General features: G+C 46.1%; 18 protein-coding genes. 6 read left to right on the top strand and 12 right to left on the bottom strand.

Annotated features, from left to right (window positions below; all coding sequences use genetic code 11):
- Positions 1 to 56: 56 nt before the first annotated feature.
- The 5 genes from ACR8BN_RS06395 to ACR8BN_RS06375 form a co-directional block, all read right to left on the bottom strand.
- Positions 57 to 476: a hypothetical protein gene (locus ACR8BN_RS06395; protein ID WP_346450876.1), complete on the bottom strand. Its 420-nt coding sequence runs from the start codon at positions 474 to 476 to the stop codon at positions 57 to 59.
- Positions 477 to 571: 95 nt separating this feature from the next.
- Positions 572 to 991: a hypothetical protein gene (locus tag ACR8BN_RS06390; protein ID WP_434747425.1), complete on the bottom strand. Its 420-nt coding sequence runs from the start codon at positions 989 to 991 to the stop codon at positions 572 to 574.
- Positions 992 to 1,003: 12 nt separating this feature from the next.
- A complete protein-coding gene (locus ACR8BN_RS06385) occupies positions 1,004 to 2,833 on the bottom strand; it encodes a hypothetical protein (RefSeq protein ID WP_434747424.1) in 1,830 nt (609 codons plus the stop codon).
- Positions 2,826 to 4,346 (bottom strand): site-specific integrase, encoded by a 1,521-nt coding sequence (locus ACR8BN_RS06380; protein WP_434747423.1) that lies wholly within the window; start codon positions 4,344 to 4,346, stop codon positions 2,826 to 2,828. The genes ACR8BN_RS06385 and ACR8BN_RS06380 overlap by 8 nt, the downstream gene beginning before the upstream one ends.
- A complete protein-coding gene (locus ACR8BN_RS06375) occupies positions 4,339 to 5,556 on the bottom strand; it encodes a tyrosine-type recombinase/integrase (protein WP_434747422.1) in 1,218 nt (405 codons plus the stop codon). The genes ACR8BN_RS06380 and ACR8BN_RS06375 overlap by 8 nt, the downstream gene beginning before the upstream one ends.
- A 405-nt stretch (positions 5,557 to 5,961) precedes the next feature.
- Here ACR8BN_RS06375 and ACR8BN_RS06370 point away from each other — a divergent pair, with 405 nt between their 5' ends.
- Positions 5,962 to 6,369, top strand: a complete 408-nt coding sequence (locus ACR8BN_RS06370; RefSeq protein WP_176018952.1) for a hypothetical protein — start codon at positions 5,962 to 5,964, stop codon at positions 6,367 to 6,369.
- A 215-nt stretch (positions 6,370 to 6,584) separates the two neighbouring features.
- Here ACR8BN_RS06370 and ACR8BN_RS06365 read toward each other — a convergent pair whose 3' ends face one another.
- The 3 genes from ACR8BN_RS06365 to ACR8BN_RS06355 form a co-directional block, all read right to left on the bottom strand.
- Positions 6,585 to 6,785, bottom strand: a complete 201-nt coding sequence (locus ACR8BN_RS06365; protein ID WP_434747421.1) for a hypothetical protein — start codon at positions 6,783 to 6,785, stop codon at positions 6,585 to 6,587.
- Positions 6,786 to 6,797: 12 nt separating this feature from the next.
- Positions 6,798 to 7,004, bottom strand: coding sequence for a helix-turn-helix transcriptional regulator (locus tag ACR8BN_RS06360; protein ID WP_061062976.1), 207 nt, complete (start codon positions 7,002 to 7,004; stop codon positions 6,798 to 6,800).
- Between the two features lie 99 nt (positions 7,005 to 7,103).
- Positions 7,104 to 7,958: a DUF6387 family protein gene (locus tag ACR8BN_RS06355; protein WP_062758659.1), complete on the bottom strand. Its 855-nt coding sequence runs from the start codon at positions 7,956 to 7,958 to the stop codon at positions 7,104 to 7,106.
- 78 nt (positions 7,959 to 8,036) lie between these two features.
- On the opposite strand from ACR8BN_RS06355, the gene ACR8BN_RS06350 reads away from it, so the two are divergent.
- The 3 genes from ACR8BN_RS06350 (at position 8,037) to ACR8BN_RS06340 (ending at position 10,722) form a co-directional block, all read left to right on the top strand.
- Positions 8,037 to 9,161, top strand: a complete 1,125-nt coding sequence (locus ACR8BN_RS06350; RefSeq protein WP_062758662.1) for a DUF4062 domain-containing protein — start codon at positions 8,037 to 8,039, stop codon at positions 9,159 to 9,161.
- 557 nt (positions 9,162 to 9,718) lie between these two features.
- Complete coding sequence (locus tag ACR8BN_RS06345) at positions 9,719 to 9,922, top strand: hypothetical protein (protein WP_003854174.1); 204 nt, start codon at positions 9,719 to 9,721, stop codon at positions 9,920 to 9,922.
- Between the two features lie 71 nt (positions 9,923 to 9,993).
- Positions 9,994 to 10,722 carry a 4'-phosphopantetheinyl transferase family protein gene (locus tag ACR8BN_RS06340; RefSeq protein WP_311967538.1) on the top strand — a complete coding sequence of 243 codons (729 nt, stop codon included), beginning with the start codon at positions 9,994 to 9,996 and terminating at the stop codon, positions 10,720 to 10,722.
- Between the two features lie 157 nt (positions 10,723 to 10,879).
- On the opposite strand, the gene ACR8BN_RS06335 is transcribed toward ACR8BN_RS06340, so the two are convergent.
- The 3 genes from ACR8BN_RS06335 to apbE all read right to left on the bottom strand — a co-directional run bounded on the left by ACR8BN_RS06335 (position 10,880) and on the right by apbE (position 14,316).
- Positions 10,880 to 12,532 (bottom strand): multidrug ABC transporter permease/ATP-binding protein, encoded by a 1,653-nt coding sequence (locus ACR8BN_RS06335; RefSeq protein WP_434747420.1) that lies wholly within the window; start codon positions 12,530 to 12,532, stop codon positions 10,880 to 10,882.
- Between the two features lie 96 nt (positions 12,533 to 12,628).
- Positions 12,629 to 13,270 carry a DNA oxidative demethylase AlkB gene (alkB, locus tag ACR8BN_RS06330; protein WP_031593360.1) on the bottom strand — a complete coding sequence of 214 codons (642 nt, stop codon included), beginning with the start codon at positions 13,268 to 13,270 and terminating at the stop codon, positions 12,629 to 12,631.
- Positions 13,270 to 14,316 (bottom strand): FAD:protein FMN transferase ApbE, encoded by a 1,047-nt coding sequence (gene apbE, locus ACR8BN_RS06325; RefSeq protein WP_039388539.1) that lies wholly within the window; start codon positions 14,314 to 14,316, stop codon positions 13,270 to 13,272. Before apbE ends, alkB begins: the two co-directional genes overlap by 1 nt.
- 171 nt (positions 14,317 to 14,487) lie before the next feature.
- Between apbE and ACR8BN_RS06320 the strand changes: the two genes are divergently transcribed.
- Positions 14,488 to 14,598, top strand: a complete 111-nt coding sequence (locus ACR8BN_RS06320) for a hypothetical protein (RefSeq protein WP_010248361.1) — start codon at positions 14,488 to 14,490, stop codon at positions 14,596 to 14,598.
- Positions 14,599 to 14,747: 149 nt separating this feature from the next.
- Positions 14,748 to 14,942 (top strand): hypothetical protein, encoded by a 195-nt coding sequence (locus ACR8BN_RS06315; protein WP_010248364.1) that lies wholly within the window; start codon positions 14,748 to 14,750, stop codon positions 14,940 to 14,942.
- 17 nt (positions 14,943 to 14,959) lie between these two features.
- Here the strand turns inward: ACR8BN_RS06315 and ompC are convergent, their stop codons facing one another.
- Positions 14,960 to 16,072, bottom strand: a complete 1,113-nt coding sequence (gene ompC, locus ACR8BN_RS06310; protein WP_069025211.1) for a porin OmpC — start codon at positions 16,070 to 16,072, stop codon at positions 14,960 to 14,962.
- Positions 16,073 to 16,463: the final 391 nt, after the last annotated feature.

Below are 16,463 nucleotides of genomic sequence, written 5' to 3'. Positions count from 1 at the left end.
CTGAATTGGCTCGTAACAAAAGTATAACCTTGCATATAGCCTAGATAATAAATTTTTCAAATCCGCCTTCCTTTACGCTTTGATTTAGTAATGAAAAATTGCTTCAACAGTATCGCTTTCTCATACTTTACCCTTTCCTCACGATAAATATTTTCCGCCTCTTCTTCATTATCAATGGCATAATGAATCATAAAGCGAAAGAAAAACGTGATCTCATGTTCATAGCCAAGGTGCTGAATGATTCTTGGAGAACTCGATTTCAGAGCGTTTGAAAGCATAGATATGATCGTAAAACGATCTGCAAGATCTGTTTTACATTGTGGAAGGTAGTACTTAATGTAGTAGCCCACACAGAATAGCCAGATATATCTAATTATCTTGTCCTGAGCAAAACCTGATTTTTTTAATCTCTCAATGAACATTTGTAAAAGCAAAAGTAACTTTTCTTCCCTTGAAAGAGCGTCTGTATTTTTCATAGATTGCGTCCTTGCAAAATTGATCAACCACTCCCTGGTTGTATATACAAGATAACATATAATTTTAATTGCGCAATATCTGCGCAACTAAATATTTAATCAGCATTTGTTTCCCTGTCTATCCTGGGCAATCCATTATTAAGTTGTTCAAAACTGAGTCCGTGATTAATAGCATTAAACTGCCATACAACAAACCTCTCTTCCAGACTCCTGAGCTCTTCTGCCAGTACTTTATTTTTGAATTCGAGATTACTGATACGCTGTGAGGCCATTTTTAAATTAGCTGGCCGTTTTTCTTCATCGTTTCCAGACTTAATATTTTTCTTCTTAATATTGAAAGCCATGACAATATCTTTGTGAAGCCCCAGTGACTGACGGGTTGGTCGCTTACCAATCAGAGGTTCAAGCCTGTCACAAAGATATTCCCATGAAAGCTTACCTGACTTCTCACTGTCCCAACCTGCTATTGTGTTTTTAATTATGCTGATATCTTTATCATTTAGATGTTTAGCCATATGACTCTCCTTTTAATTATGATTAATCCTTTCATTTCCAATCAGTTCATTTCTGCTCGCGCCTGTGAGATTTTTCATATGTGTAAAATCATCACCCTCCAGTCTTACCAGCGCCCCGTCCTCAAGATTTTTGCTTTTGAGTAACGCTATCAAATCCAGAAGTCTTGCTTGAGTTTTTTCGTGATAGGCCGCCCACTTGTCAGCCCCGTATTCCTCTTCCATATCAACCTTTGCCTTTTCAAGGAGCTGCTCTGTGTAGGCCACAGTAGCTTCCAGCCTGCCTAGGGAGGCTTTGTCCCCTTTCACGCACACATGATTGCTGCAATTGATACAGTCCCTGAACTTCGTACACGGAGAGATTACGTAGTCATGAGTGCAGTAGCCAAACTCTGTCACGTGAATGGCTGCGTGGCCTGTATCTTTGACATCAATACGCCATGAAGGGTTTGCTATAGCTCTTGGGGTGGTGTTTTCTGGTTTAATGCCAATATTCTGCACACCACGCTTAACTGACTCCTGGACCTTCTCTTCCTGGCTGACGTGGTTATAGGTCCTGTTTTGTGTCTCCCTCACTCGTCCTGACCACTTGGCTAGTTCAAAATCTCCAAGCCCACCACGTTGTGCAATCGTATTAAGTAAGTGTCTTGCCTGATGACTTCTGAGTGAAAGGTTATTCCCCTTTGACCCTTTGTAGCCGTGCCTGTCAAAAATCGTAGAAATGGAGTGCGTCCTGCGATACTCAGTGCTTCCCAGATTGGCGCTGACCAGATTGGCGGTTGGTCTGAAAAGAGATCTTTGCGTCGTTAAACTTGCACTGAGCTGATACCGGAGCAGAAGACATAGTGCGTTGCTGTATCGTACGTTCTTTTCTTTGTCGTACCAGGGGAAGTCTGGGTAAAGCTCACGGCCCTCACCAGAAATCTCAATCTCCCCGGCATATGTCCGGGCGTTTTCTGAAAGAGTCCTCAGCCTCCTGATAGCTATCTCAGCAACCGGGACCATGACTTCTGGAATCCACTTCACATTTCCACCAAAGCCTTTTTCGGAATAGAATCTCAACCCATACCTCAGCTTTCCTTCCCTGTCCGCCTCACGGATTTCACAATCCGCAGGGAGCGTCAGGATTTCAGTTACTCTGGAAGGCGCACACATAAGCAACGCAAAGACAGAGCTTATGAATACGTCCATTTCTGAAAGCTGATCGTCTGGAAGTGCGAAGATTTCAGCGATAGCATTCAATGACTCTTCGTCAGGTAACTTTGCCTCACGGGCTTCTTGTGCAGTTTTAGTGAGCCTGTGGCTTGCTTCCGGCGCTTTAAGTGGGCTCTTCCAGAGCAGTGACTGAGTGATCAGGAATTCTTTTTCTCTGAGAAATGAAACCAGTCCTTCCAGTACTTTGCCGCAGGCGTGCGCTACTGCTTTGGTGTATGTGCTTTTTAAGGTGACAACGCATTGGTCCAGAACAGTGAGGTTAACGTACTGAATATGACTCCGCCCATTGACTCGCAATAGGGCGGCCTCAAGTGTTCTGAAAACGATATTCAGACGCTGATTGATTTTCTTGCCCCCATTCATGTAGTGGTAAAGGACATAGCTTTTAGCGAACTCAATAAAATTCTTGTCTAAGGGCTCATTTACAATAACAGAACTTTTTTTTACGCCTTTGACAGGGGTTTTAGTGAAAAGGAAAACTTTTGGCCAGTTAACCTTCTCCCATCTCACAAGGTCGTTTTTATTGAGAGTGAACCGACAGTAGCTCACAAAATCATCTATTTTCTGCGCGCAATATTTTTCCCTGCGCGTTTCGAGTACTCTAACTTTATCATTTTTGATATTATCCATTTGACACCTCCGGGTTTGATTTAATTTCTTTGCACTTATTTATCACCTCTGATACTGCAATAATTGTTCTGTCCAGTATTTGTGTAGTCATAGGATCAGCCACTATGCACTGAATCCTGTTACGCTCATCGAGTAAATATTCGAGTACTTTTTCATGCGGCCCTTCAACAAAAGGTCTGAAATGCATGCAGGTGTAACAGGGGATGGGCACACATGCTGTGCAGGATTTGCAACTGGCGCATTGTCCTGTTTTTTCACCAGTATTATTCCTGATACTGCCACCGGGATATTTATCCTCACTCTTGTTAATCAGCATTCCCTGAAACATCTTTGAGTAGTAGCCAAGCTCAGCTGAAACGGCATCTTCGATTTTATTCAAACTATCTGGACCTGACTGAACATAAACTCCTGTATACATTAAAGTGGAATGATCAAGTAATTCGCCTATAACGACTTCTCCATAACCCTCTCTGGCAAGCCGGGTACCTAACGTATAGCGAAACCGCCTGGCATTCATATTTATTACTTCACCCGTCCTTTCCGAGATTACGTCCTCTGTTGTAGCTATTCTTTTGAGCGTTTGAGTACACTTTATCGCATAGGCATGAAGTCTGTCTGAAGAAAGCATCTCATGTAAATTCTCACACTCAACAACCCCCTCAAGCCTTTTCTTACAGACAAACAATGGTAGTTCCAACATCTCTTTCTCAGAGAGTTTTCTGCCGAGCTGCTTGCTAAAACTCTCAGAGACAATACGTGCCTGCTCTTTAAAAATATTGAATAATTCATGTGTAATCCTGAATCGCCTGAATGAGGCTCTATACTTTTCACCTTGTTTTATTCTGGGGATATTTATATAGCATTCGTTTATAGTTCTTTCGTTTATGATGTCTTTCGTTTTTATCTGTGTGATTTGTAGACTTCTTCTTCCCGTATGAATGGTGATTAAGGCCATTGCCAGATCAGAATAGGATATCGTACCCTTCTGGTACGCACGTGAGACAGCATCGTAAAAGTTATCAAACTCCATGTCTGTTAGAGGCCCCTGATAAGGGTCTCGTCTTTTAACAACCTCCCCCTTTTTATTGTCTTTTATCGTCCAGTTATCAACGAGGTCTACACAGTTTTGGTTAATCCCCTCAAAACCTAATTCATACCATTTTTTGATTAAGATCCTGAGACAAATGAAATCCTGATTCGAGAACTTATTACTGGATTTTGTTGTTAGCATTACAGCTTCGTCAATTGAATCAAAACTCATAAACGAAATGAATTTCATGAAAACTCTGTTAATTTGCTTAACAGATCCGGGACTGATTTCTTCTGCGAAATATTTAAGTGTGTTCACATAACCGTACCTGAGGTTATCTGACAACCTTTCAGTGACCTCACCCACATTCAATTTTATATTTCTACTTAACTCCCAGAATTCATCATCCAATCCGAATCTGTAGCCTTCGTTTTTTGCATGAAAGATATCTTTATGCGCGTTCAGAACCTTTAATTTATTCATAAGACACCCCGCTGCGCTTTTTAAAAATATTATCCTGAAGTTGCAAGGCTGCTTTTACTGATTCCTTAACAATAAATCGTCTGTTGTAGGTTTGTGCTGTTCCAGAACCCGGCTCCCAACCCATATGGCTGGAACGCATTTTCTCTTGCATCTCTTCACTAACATACTCGGTGCTTTCATCCATCAGTTTCGAAAATAGATAGTTCCATGTGTGTCTGAACTTATGTCCAGTCAACTGGCTTAAACCTGAGTCAGTGCTTCTCAGTCTATAAATGATCTTATGGTAAGAAGGAACGGACAGAGGATCGCCACGTGTCTCTCCTTCTTTGTGAGTAATAAAAAGGTATCCGTGCTTTTTCTTTCTGATATTGGCTTTTCTTTCGCCTGTAATATACGAATGGAGAAGTCTGGTAAGTTCGTCAGACATGGGTAAATTTCTTTCAAGCGTTTTTACGAGAGGCTGATTGACTCTTGTGTCCTCAATACTGTCAGCCCTTCGTCTTACGAAAAGCATTTGCGCCGCAAAATCAATATCTTCAACTCTCAGGTTCAATAACTCTCCACACCTTATCCCTAATGAATGTAATATTATGACTATAAGCTGATTTCTATGGCGAACTTTTTTGTCGAATGGATTCAATTCACATTGAGGATCAATAACTGAAAGAAGGATTTCCAGGTCTTCTTCTTCGATTGTTTTATAGACGTTGCCTTCTGAATTCCTGTATTTTATCTTCGGCCTTCTGGCTTTTATTTTTTTCACGAAGTAGGAAATTTCCCTGTAGCCATCATCTATATTTTTGATAGTTAGCTGACACAACCATTCGAGATATTTTGCTATTGTCGTAAGCCGTATATACTTTGTCGCACTGCATACTCCAGGATGATGATCTTTGATATTAATCACTTTCGCAGTTCTCATCCTCTTCCCGACAAAATCACGCAGAAGATCAACTTCATTATTATCTAGAAATCTGGCTGTTTGAATTCGCTCTTCAATGTCTATGTTGCGTAAAAAAAGAAACCGATAAAAAAGTGCGATACACCCAGCCTGAGTCTCAATTGTTTTTATCGATTCATTACTGTTTCTCAATTGTGTTGTAATAAATAGACATGGATAAAATACCGGAATACCTGTTTTCTTGTTTTTTATAATGCAATAGCGTTCACCATTTTTCATTTTAAACGTTTTAATGCCAAATCTTTCCATAAACTCTCCTTATTTTTCAGTTAGATTCTTTGCAAAACAGGTATAGGTTAAATATTCAAAAACAATGACCTACAATAATTTTGCAAAAATATTCTATTAATATACCGCTTAATAACTGTCAATAAAGGATGGCACTAAATATTCTTTCCAAATGTTAATAAGGTATATATTAGGACTCTTCTATTTACCTGATACCTTCAAAACACTCTGTGCAGCTTGATACAACTAACTTCGCTTTATTTCCGTAAAGAATTTTGCAAAATTTAAGCTGTTTTGGCTTTTAATTCTTTCCATTTTATCGACAACTTTCACGGCATTAATTTTTAATAACACAACTATTTAACTAGTCAATACTTGCTTTTACTTTATCATTTGTTATATATAAATAAAAACCAGGGAGAGCCTATGATTGATATTAAAAATAACTTAGAAATTATGTGGGTATATTTTCCTGATAATGAAAACGAGATCCTGCAAGAATTAAATGAATCATCTGCCTTCGAGTTCTACGATCGCTACCTGTTAGAGTTATCAGCAAGTGAGTTCCTTGATTTCTTCCAATATTTATCAGACTACAAAATAGATAATAATCTTGATGATAAACATTCAATATCTCAACTCATAAGCTATGGATTTGGTCAGCAATTCACTCTCGACGGAGAACCGCAATTCGAAAACTTTATGTCTATTCAATCACGTGTTGCCGATCTTAGAAGCGAACATTTAACTCAAAGAATTAAAAATGAACAGGAAGTGTTGGATTCGAAGATTGAACCACTATCAGAAACCATAAAAAAGCCATACAGATTGTAATTCATATATATGAAGGGCCATGCATATGATACATGGCCCCATTCCTGTTACTGCCAAATTAACTCTATACAAATAAGATTTTTTAAAAAATCTTACAACTTAAAATTCTTAAATTCATGTTCAGATTTAAATAAAAGGATCATTTTTGCCAAATTTTCAACATCTTCTTTCTGTTTAAATAAAGTCATCCATATTGAAAAGACCGCGTACTGTATTTAAAACTCAAGTTCAAAAATAGCAGATACTGCCCCCTTTATATTCCCTGAGAGATATTCTCCCAACCAGAAAGCAATGCTTTTAGAAAATTCATCATTACACATGGCTACAACTTCGTCATGTTCGAATTTTTCATCAAATGCTTGTTTATTCATGTCCGCGAAATATTTATTAGTGCTGATAAAATCATTCAGTTTCATAATAAAGCCCTCTTAAAAGGTTTCGCTTCGTGATTTAGAAATTAACATTTCAATCCATTCATCAATTTCACCCTCAATAAATGCCACCGCACGAGAGCCAATCTTGATAGGTTGAGGAAACTGCTTTTGATTGATCAACTCGTAGATCCAAGAACGGCTAAAACCAGTCCTCTCAATCACAGCAGGTAAACGCATTAGTTTCGTATTTTGTGTTTTCATGTTGCTCTCCTCGGTGCAGTTTCGACGAGAGCAAATGTAAGGGAAATATGGAGAGGAGGGTTAGTGCGACTCAAGACAACAGAACCGCTGAAGGATAGGTCAGTTAGAATCCGAGAGTTTCATAACCTCCGAAACTCTCATGTTTTTCAGGTGTAGGTTTCGATTTATGAAGAAGTTGAACTGCCTAATGAAATCTATGGTCGCAGCTTTCATCGCAAGGGGTCTGTCTGCGTCTTTGATATGGTAGTGCAGACGAATAACTGCCTCATCATCTTCGTCTGTGTACAAAAGTCTCGACAGCCTGTCGTCTGAAAGGCGTAGGTCATTCATTTTTGCCCACAGAAGCACGTCGAGCATTGCTATGAGCCGATAAGAGATAACCTTCTTAATTGTGCCGTAGCCGAAGCGCACAGCTCTTGACTCGTCAGCTTCTATCCCCTTCACGCGTCTCCATTGCGGAAGAGCTGATTTGATAGACTCTGCAATTTCATCGTCTGTACCACTGGCAAGGTCGATTTCTAAAAGGACGGTGCTTTCACATATCGCTGACATAACCGTAGATACATATGCTTCATGGTGGGGAAGGTTGACGCAGTACTCGTCACTACCTTGCTCCCAAGAGAACAGATTGACCCGGAGACCAGTTACACTAAGTTGAGCAAGTCTGGTTATATCAGTAATGAAGACGTGAGGAACGCTTTGAAGAGTTTGATCATCTTGCATGTAGTTAAGCTGTTCGGGCTCGAAGAGGAAAGGCTTCCCATTGAAGATCTGTCTCATGTATCCACCAAGACCGACCTTTTCCTCTTCAGTCGGCCATGGCTTAAAAAGAAGGGCTCTTGCCCATAACTCGTGGTATAGCGCATTGAGCGTTGTATCTTCAAAACTTTTATAGTTTTCTATGTTCAGCCAAGCTTTAACTGCTCTTGTATCCTCAGCAGACCAATTTTTCATAATTTTCCTATTTGGTAATAAAGTTCGACTCACGATTAATGCCTATACTTATTAATAACCTGTCTGCTGAGAATTCATATGAATATTTTCATAAGTTCGTTGATATCGGGTTTTGAAGATAAAAGAAAAGCTGTCAAGGATGCCGTTTGTGTTCTTGGGCATAAACCTCTTATGGCAGAGGATTTTGGGGCTAGAGCAAATTCGCCACAAATCACTTGTCTTAACGGTGTTCGTGAATCTGACGCTGTAATTTTGATTTTAGGCTCTCGATATGGAGCGATACAACAGTCAGGCCTATCAGCAACCCACGAGGAAGTCATCGAAGCTCGTAATACCAAGCCCTTGATTATCTTCATCGAAAGTGAAATCAGCGAAGCGGAACCTGAACAGGATAAACTGATAAAGGAAGTAAGTACTTGGGAAAAAGGCCTTTTTAGAGGGGAATTTTCTTCAGCTGAAGATCTAAAAGCTAAAGCTCTTAAAGCAATTCATGACCTTGTACTTGCCCGTGCAGTAGCACCTCTTGATCCTGTGGGCCTTAAAACTAGAGCAGTTGAGAATCTGCCGCGCAGTAACCAAACTTTTTCACAAAGCGCAATCAATCTGGATATCTCAATTGCTGCCGGCCCTGATTCAACCATTATCCGTCCTGCTCAAATGGACTCTAAAGAGCTCGAGGATAAGTTATCAAAAGAAGCTCTTTTCGGCAGGCACGCTATCTTCGACAAGCAATTTGGCACAAATGTATCGCTTGAAAATGGAGCGCTGTGTATATGTCAGACGCTAAACCGGGATCTTAAGAATCTTGTAAAGCTACATTCTAATGGCGATCTACTGATCTCATTACCTTTGTCTTCACCTTCAGGAGGCCTTCCCGCCATCATCGAAGAACAGGTAACTGAGCAGCTCTCAAAAGCTTTAGATTATGCTTTATGGATCTACTCTGACATCGATCCTACACAACGATTAACTCATCTCGTGCCTGCACTAAGCATATCAGGTGGCTCCTCAGCCTCATGGAAAACTCAGGCTGAGTACCTGGCTAGTCCCAATACTATGTATTCATCATTCTCAATGGGACAAGATAAAGCTCCGGTCTTCTTGAACCCTGCTCATGTTGGAAGACAGGCATTTACCTTAGATAAGCTTTTATATGTCGAAGATTTCATAGCCCTCTTACGACGACAATGGAAAAGTAAGTAAATTTCATAAGCACATTTTTTAGGCATATGCATAGGCATATTTAACTTATATATCAGTTTTAAATACCTTTAAATGCATAATGTTAGTTTAACTTTTCAAATCCTCTCGTGCCGACCAAATTCCCTGAAAAGCAGCCCTAAAGGCTGCTTTTTTCGTTTCTGTCATCAAACCTTAACTTTCCTCGCACCTTCGGCAATCCGTTCTATACTTAACTGCGTGTGGGTAACAAGAGGAGAGTTCATGACATATATTGAAAAAGACGATCCAACAGAAGCACCCGAGTCAGGCGATAAGCAACCTTCCCCGCCAGACCAGAAGTAACCCACGGGGCCGCGTATGACGCGGCCTTTCTATGTCAGCTTACCTCTCCGTCTCACATTCAGAATAGTCCCGTGTGGCAGTTAACATTCCTCTAACAATCAGCAGGTTAACAGTTGCATAATAATCTGATCTGCTTCACAAAATCGGCTTCCGGCTGCGCTTATTCATCAAACTGAAACAAAAATGTCACAGAAAATGCCTACCCTGAAATCCCCAGAAATTGACGGATAATTTTTATGGCGATCAAAGCGAAAAGCCTGAAAGATGCAGAAGCGTTGCTGCACTCAGGCATTAGCAAAGTGGAACTGGCGTATGACATTGGCAGCGACGACTTCTTTCGTCTGGCAAGCCACTGGTGCGACCGAGGTGCACGCATCAGCAGGGGTCACCACCATTTCGTTGTTTCTCTGAAGAGTTTTGCCATTCCTCCCAACGACTGATTCCGGCGGGCTGCTTGCCCTGATCCATCGCGCCTGATTTAATACCTTTTTGGTTTTGATGATGGTCCCGCATGCGCTATCCCGACCTGCCGCTGCCGCCTGTTGCAGGCGGCTTTATCCTTTCCCGGCACCTTAACCGCAGCGATCCCTTGCTGGCGGTGAGTCACTTCGATCCGCAAAAGTATCATGACGGGCTGGCTGTCGAATGGGATATTCCGCTGCCCGTCCGACTGCAGCAGGCTGTCAGTAAACGGCGTGCTGAATACCTAGCCAGCCGTCTGCTGGTCCGGTCAGTGATGGCAGAACTGGGTATTGCTGATTTCATTCTGTCCAATGCAGCCGATCGATCCCCCTGCTGGCCCGCTGGCATTCAGGCGTCACTGTCGCACAGTGCAGGCATCGTTGTGGTAGCGGCAACCCGTCAGCCCTGCGCTGTTGGGGTGGATGTCGAGCAGTTTATGTCGGAGACGACGGCGCATGAAACGGCTGAGTTGCTGATGAACGAGCAGGAACAGCACCTGTTACGGACGCTGCCCGTCTCTTTCCGCGCTGCCGCTACCCTGCTCTTCTCCCTCAAAGAGAGCGTTTACAAAGCCATCTGGCCGCAACTGCTTCAGCCGATGGACTTTCCGGATGCAGAACTGGTGTCGGTAGATTTCGCGCAGCAGCGCGCGACGTTGCGGCTGACTCAGGACTTTAGCGGGTGTTTTGCGATGGGGACGTTACTGGAGGCGAGCTTTGTGTGGCGGGATACTCAGGTAATCACGCTAATCACACATCGGCTTAAAAAAACCGGCTAAACAATACGCGTTAAAACAATGCGGTTTAGCCGGGGGTAACACAGACGAAAGAAAAGGTTCAGAATGGCAGAAACCGGAGTTTCTGCTGATCGCTAACGTAGCCTGGTTCAGGCGAAGCACGCCACTACGCTTTTTTGCTAAGCTTTGCCAGTTGCCGTTAAAGCCTGGTGTCGGTGCGTTTCACCGAATCGAGCGTGGCAAGATCGCGCTCATTACCGGTCAGCTCTGTTAACTGGCCTTCACGCATCTCCAGCAGCCGATCGGCATGAATGAAGTAGTGATCGTCATGGCTGATAGCAAAAACCGTTTTACCCGCCTGCTGCAGCCATGGCAGCAGCTCGCGATAGAAGATACGTCGGAAGTGAGGGTCCTGATCCGCCGCCCACTCATCCAGTAGCAGCACATCGCGCTCTTCTGCCACCGCCAGCAGCAGCGCCAGTCGCTTACTCTGTCCTTTAGAAAGCTGCAGGTTCAGCACTTTGTTGCCTTCAATCTTCAGCTTATCCTGCATCTTCAGTCTCTCAAGCCAGAGCTGAACCAGCGCCGGGTTGGCTGCAGCCCCTTCCCGCCCGATTAACCGGTCAAACAGATGTAAGTCGGTAAAGACCGCCGAGAACTGACTGCGCCACACATCAAGCTCATCCGCCGTTATCGGCTTGCCATCCAGCAGCAGCGTGCCGGACTGAGGCTGATACAGCCCGGTCAGCAGCATTGCCAGCGTTGATTTCCCGCTGCCGTTGCCGCCAATCAGAAAGACCAGTTCGCCCCGGCGCAGCGTCAGGTTAACCGGCCCGACCTGGAAGCCGTTATCACCATAGTGAAAAGAGACATCGCGTAACTCCAGCGTTTGCCAGTCTGAGGACGTGGAGGCGGAGTGGAAACCTGGCTGATAAGGAGCGAGGTCAAAGGCGTTAAGCTTACGGAATGCGACCTGGGCGCTGAGCAGAGTCGGTAACGCGCCCACCGCGGAGAGCAGCGGCGTGCGTAAAAACAGCAGCGTCAGGGAAAAGGTAGCGGCGACAGCGGTATTGGCCCAGCCCAGGCTGTTGGCCATAAAAAAGACCATGCCGATAGCGCCTAACGTCATGATATTTGACCAGTTGACCGCACTGAGATGGTAAGTATCGGCGCGCACAATGTGGTGTCGCCAGGCGCGGGCATCTTCCTGATAAACCGTGTCGTAAACCTGCTGAGCGCGTGAGCGGTTAAGCTGTAGCTCTTTGCGCCCTTCAATCACCGTCTGATAATCGCGATAGAGGTTATCTTCGATTTCCCGCAGCTTTGCCATGTGCAGGTAAACCCGCGAGACCAGCAGCCAGCCGCCAATCAGCGTGACACCCAGCCAGACACTGGTTACCAGCAGCATTTTAGGCGACAGCCACGCGAGATAGATCGCCGAGCCAAGCGTAATAATCACGCCCTGAAAGAGCTCCGGCAGACGCACAAAGGCCAGAGTAATGGCCCGCACGTCGCTGGTCAGTCCCGCCAGCAGTTGCGCACTGCCGAGTTGCTCGATGCGTTCAATACGGGTATCGAGGATACGCTTGATAAATTCGCCGCGCAGTCGCCAGACAAACTGATGGCCAAGCATGGTCAGCGCCAGCTGCGAGGCCAGCGTTACCGCCATCAGCACCACCAGCTGCAACAGAAACTGCGGCAGTACCGCAAATGAGGTGTTAATGGCGACAATCATTTCGCGATTGATAAAGGCAATCATGCCGATACCCAGCACGGCGCTTAACAACGTGAGCGCAATCACCCCGATAAAAGGCCAGCGGAACTGGCGAAAAACAACGCTTAGCAACGTCATGCAGGCAATCCAGCAGTCAAAAAACAGCCTGCAGTGTAATGGGATGCAAAATGATAGCAATAGTTATTCGCACCACGCCGTAACCGGCGTGGTGGGTCAGAAAGCGCGTCGAAACGTCAGGTTATAACGCCAGGCACCCACCAGCGGATGAACGCCTGGCTTAAGTGGCAGGATACCGTGGTAGCGCAGGCGCGACGGCCCGCCCCACACCACAATGTCGCCATGTTCCAGCAGCACACGCTGGGTACTGTCACCCCGCTCGAAGCCGCCAAACTGAAAGACCGCCGGTAAACCCAGCGACACCGAAACGATAGGCTGCCGCAGATCTTTCTCATCTTTATCCTGATGCAGTGTCAGCTTCGCGCCCGGCTCATAGCGATTAAGCAGGCAGGCATCCGGATTAAAGCCAGGGAATCCCGCCTCAGATGCCGCCTGCTGCGCCAGGGTCCGAAACAGCGACGGCATAGCCGGCCATTTGCGCCCGTTCAGGTTGTCCTGCTGCTGATACTGGTAGCCGCGTGAATCCACCGACCAGCCAAAATCGCCACAGTTGGTCATCGCCACCGACATACGATGGCCACCGGGCGTAATGCGATGGGCAAACGGATTCTGCTCCGCAATTGCCATTATTTGCTGATAAAGCGCCTCTGCATCCTCACGTGCTCGACGCCGCAGGATCACCGCGCCCTCAGCCAGCGTCTCCTGCCAGGGTTGCTCTTCACTAAACAGATCTAACATCAGGGTTCTCCGGATTCAGCGGGGATCAGGAAAGCAGCGAACTGCGGCGACATCCAGCTGACAAATTTATCGCCCTGCTTGCTGATCAGATAGACCGCCAGATGCTGTTCGATCGCCAGCGCCTGGGCTTTTTCCGTGCCAAGTACCATCAGTCCGGTATCCCAGCCATCGGCTTCCAGCGCCGTGGTGGCGATCACCGTGGCGGAAACCAGTTTATGCTCAATTGGCCGTCCGGTAACGGGATCGATCACATGAGAAATGCGTTTGCCGTCCAGTTCATAATAGTTGCGATAGCTACCGGAGGTACTGATGCCGTGTCCCTGCAGATTAACGCGCGCCTGAACCGCATTCTCACGATCGGTCGGTTTCTGAATCGCCACCCGCCACGGTTGCTGCTGCGCATTAAGGCCGCGGCTCAGCACGGCGCCCCCCACTGACACCAGATAGTTATTGATGCCGAGCTGCTCCATCAGTCGCGCCAGATGATCGGTGGCAAAGCCCTCGCCCACCGTCGAGAGATCGACATAGAGATCCGGCAGATCTTTCTGCAGCCACTGTCCGTCTGCGCCCTGCACCACCCGCAGATGCTGCAATCCGGTCTGCGCCCGGGCGGCGGCGATTTGTGCCGCATCAGGCGTATGGCCGGGCTGTTTCGTCGGGCCAAAGCCCCATAAGTTGACCAGTGGCCCGACGGTAATATCCATCGCCCCGCCGGTTTTACGGCCAATCCGCAGTGAGGTCGTGACAATATCTGCCATGTTTTCACTCACCGGCTGCGGTGACAGGTCACGGCTTTGGTTGAAGCGCGATAAGGCGGAGTCTGGCTTCCAGGTAGAGAGTTCCGCATCGTCCGCATCCAGCTGCTGCTGAATCCGCTGTTGCAGTTCCGCTCTGCGCTCACTCGCCACATCGGCCAGGCTCACCCGCCAGACGGTTCCCATGGTTTTTCCTTCCAGCACCAGCGCGGATGTGGTCGCTGGCTTATCACAGGCCGTTAACATTAACGTTAACATCGCTATAAACAGCAGATTAATCTGAGAACGCATCTTTCCTCACTTGTAACACTTTATTCAACTCTGCTACAAAGCATAAACTTCGGGTAAAGACGCTTAAAGAGAGTTGAATATTTCTCTGAAACCTATCAGTATTCACCGGTCATCTACCCTGTATCCGCCTTTTATCAGGCGACTAACGTTAACCAAAGTAAGGAGCGGCAGATGATCTATCTGATTCTCGTCATTGCCCTGGGGCTGTTTATCTTCAGTAGCTATAAAGTTTTGCACCAGCGTCGTCATCGTCACATGACACCCTCACGCCCGCGCCAATAACAGGCTTAACTGCACCTGATTGGGGCAAGATCGCCCTGACGCGCGCGGCAAGTGTACCAAAGTGCGCGCGAGGTCTGTGGCTGTGAGAGCGGTAAAGCTGGCATGAATTCTGCACTGTTGAAACAGTGTTTATCTCTGAGAGGTGCAGAATGAAAAATTCACAGAAGTGGCAGTCAGCATGGCATCACTGGCTGAGCTTTTCAGCCTTCACCCTGGCAGGCGTGGCATTTGAAGGCGCGCGATTCGGCAGCGTGGTGTCGTCAGTGACAACCGCGCCGGAAGCCACGAAGTGGCGAAAGGCTGAAGCGCTCAGCCCGAAAGGTGACGCAGGAGCGCAGCGGTAACTGCGCTCCCGTACAACTCAGAACTGGTAAACCAGACCCAGTGCCACCACGTCGTCGGTATTGATACCGGCTGCGTCGGTGAAAGCGTTGTCGTCCAGCAGGTTGATCTGGTAATCAACATAGGTGGACATGTTTTTGTTGAAGTAGTAGGTCGCGCCAACGTCGATATATTTTTTCAGATTCTGTTTACCCCAGTTCTGAACATCGGTGCCGCGTGAGGTGACGTACGCCAGGGATGGACGCAGGCCAAAGTCGAACTGATACTGCGCAACCAGTTCCCAGTTGTCCGCTTTATCCGCATAGCCATAAGCTGCAGAGTCGCTGCTGCCGAAGCGAGTAGCGTTATAGGCGCGTGAATACATAGCCGCCAGATAGACGTTGTTCGCGTCATATTTCAGACCGCCGGTGTAAGCTTCCGCTTTATCACCACGTCCCAGAATACCCTGCGCTCCGCCATTCTGGTCGTTGGTACGATCAGACTGGAAGGCAGACGCACCAATGCCGAAGCCTGAACCCAGATCGTAAGTTGTGCTCAGACCCCAGCCGTCGCCATTCTGACCCAGTACGTCACGGCCATTCGGAGACTCTGTGCTGTTGCCATTCTTGCCCTGATACTGGACTGCAAAGTTCCAGCCATCCACCAGACCGAAGAAGTTATTGTTACGGTAGGTCGCCATGCCGTTACCGCGCTGATACATAAAGTTATCTGCGCCGTAGGTATCGCCGCCGAACTCTGGCAGCACGTCGGTCCATGCGCCGATATCGTAGGCTACGCCGTAGTTACGACCGTAGTCGAACGAACCTGCATCACCAAATTTCACACCGGCAAAACCAACACGGGTGTAGCTGTCAGCCGTACCTTCAGACTCGGCGTTGTTCAGCGCCGCCTGGTATTCCCACTGGCCGTAACCGGTCAGCTCATTGCTGATTTCGGTTTCGCCCTTAAAGCCGAAGCGAACGTAAGACTGATCGCCATCAGAACCATCGTTATCAGAGAAGTAGTGCAGACCGTCAACTTTACCAAACAGATCTAATTTGTTGCCGTCTTTGTTGTAGATTTCAGCTGCGTTTGCTGATCCTGCTGCAACCAGCAATGCAGGGATCATCAGGGAGAGAACGCGACGTTTCATTTTATTACCCTCTGTTATGTGCCTTTATTATTTGCCACTGCTAACTGAATGATTAAAAATTCAGCCGGCAGGCCATTGTTGTTTTATAACGGGCAATAATCCACCAGGAAAATGCTACTAAATTTCCAAAAGTGTTTCATACGTCGAAACAGTTATTTCATAATGTAAATAACGGGGAACTAATAACCAGCACGGATCGATAAAAAATGGCGCACAAATCGATAAACCGATTTGGATAGCCATGTTATCAACAGGTTACATCAGAGTATTCCGAAGCACTGAATGATAAAACTTATACGGCATCTGGTAATAGAATAGACCCCGCTATCATCATTTATTCCATTATTACCTTCATTCTCCCCGAATGAGATGTACAACTTATTATTTCCCG

This window comes from Pantoea sp. Lu_F5_004 (assembly GCF_051136245.1).
Classification (GTDB): Bacteria; Pseudomonadota; Gammaproteobacteria; order Enterobacterales; family Enterobacteriaceae; genus Pantoea; species Pantoea agglomerans.
The sequence above is the reverse complement of the archived record's forward strand: the minus strand, read 5'-3'. Positions and strand labels throughout refer to the sequence as shown.

Coding starts and splice junctions, on each gene's coding strand:
- ACR8BN_RS06355 (WP_062758659.1), bottom strand. CDS start 7,958: ATGAAAAATTGGTCTGCTGAGGATACAAGAGCAGTTAAAGCTTGGCTG.
- ACR8BN_RS06340 (WP_311967538.1), top strand. CDS start 9,994: ATGCGCTATCCCGACCTGCCGCTGCCGCCTGTTGCAGGCGGCTTTATC.
- alkB (WP_031593360.1), bottom strand. CDS start 13,270: ATGTTAGATCTGTTTAGTGAAGAGCAACCCTGGCAGGAGACGCTGGCT.
- ACR8BN_RS06335 (WP_434747420.1), bottom strand. CDS start 12,532: ATGACGTTGCTAAGCGTTGTTTTTCGCCAGTTCCGCTGGCCTTTTATC.
- ACR8BN_RS06380 (WP_434747423.1), bottom strand. CDS start 4,346: ATGAATAAATTAAAGGTTCTGAACGCGCATAAAGATATCTTTCATGCA.
- ACR8BN_RS06350 (WP_062758662.1), top strand. CDS start 8,037: ATGAATATTTTCATAAGTTCGTTGATATCGGGTTTTGAAGATAAAAGA.
- ACR8BN_RS06390 (WP_434747425.1), bottom strand. CDS start 991: ATGGCTAAACATCTAAATGATAAAGATATCAGCATAATTAAAAACACA.
- ACR8BN_RS06395 (WP_346450876.1), bottom strand. CDS start 476: ATGAAAAATACAGACGCTCTTTCAAGGGAAGAAAAGTTACTTTTGCTT.
- apbE (WP_039388539.1), bottom strand. CDS start 14,316: ATGCGTTCTCAGATTAATCTGCTGTTTATAGCGATGTTAACGTTAATG.
- ACR8BN_RS06360 (WP_061062976.1), bottom strand. CDS start 7,004: ATGAAAACACAAAATACGAAACTAATGCGTTTACCTGCTGTGATTGAG.
- ompC (WP_069025211.1), bottom strand. CDS start 16,072: ATGAAACGTCGCGTTCTCTCCCTGATGATCCCTGCATTGCTGGTTGCA.
- ACR8BN_RS06370 (WP_176018952.1), top strand. CDS start 5,962: ATGATTGATATTAAAAATAACTTAGAAATTATGTGGGTATATTTTCCT.
- ACR8BN_RS06315 (WP_010248364.1), top strand. CDS start 14,748: ATGAAAAATTCACAGAAGTGGCAGTCAGCATGGCATCACTGGCTGAGC.
- ACR8BN_RS06345 (WP_003854174.1), top strand. CDS start 9,719: ATGGCGATCAAAGCGAAAAGCCTGAAAGATGCAGAAGCGTTGCTGCAC.
- ACR8BN_RS06385 (WP_434747424.1), bottom strand. CDS start 2,833: ATGGATAATATCAAAAATGATAAAGTTAGAGTACTCGAAACGCGCAGG.
- ACR8BN_RS06320 (WP_010248361.1), top strand. CDS start 14,488: ATGATCTATCTGATTCTCGTCATTGCCCTGGGGCTGTTTATCTTCAGT.
- ACR8BN_RS06365 (WP_434747421.1), bottom strand. CDS start 6,785: ATGAAACTGAATGATTTTATCAGCACTAATAAATATTTCGCGGACATG.
- ACR8BN_RS06375 (WP_434747422.1), bottom strand. CDS start 5,556: ATGGAAAGATTTGGCATTAAAACGTTTAAAATGAAAAATGGTGAACGC.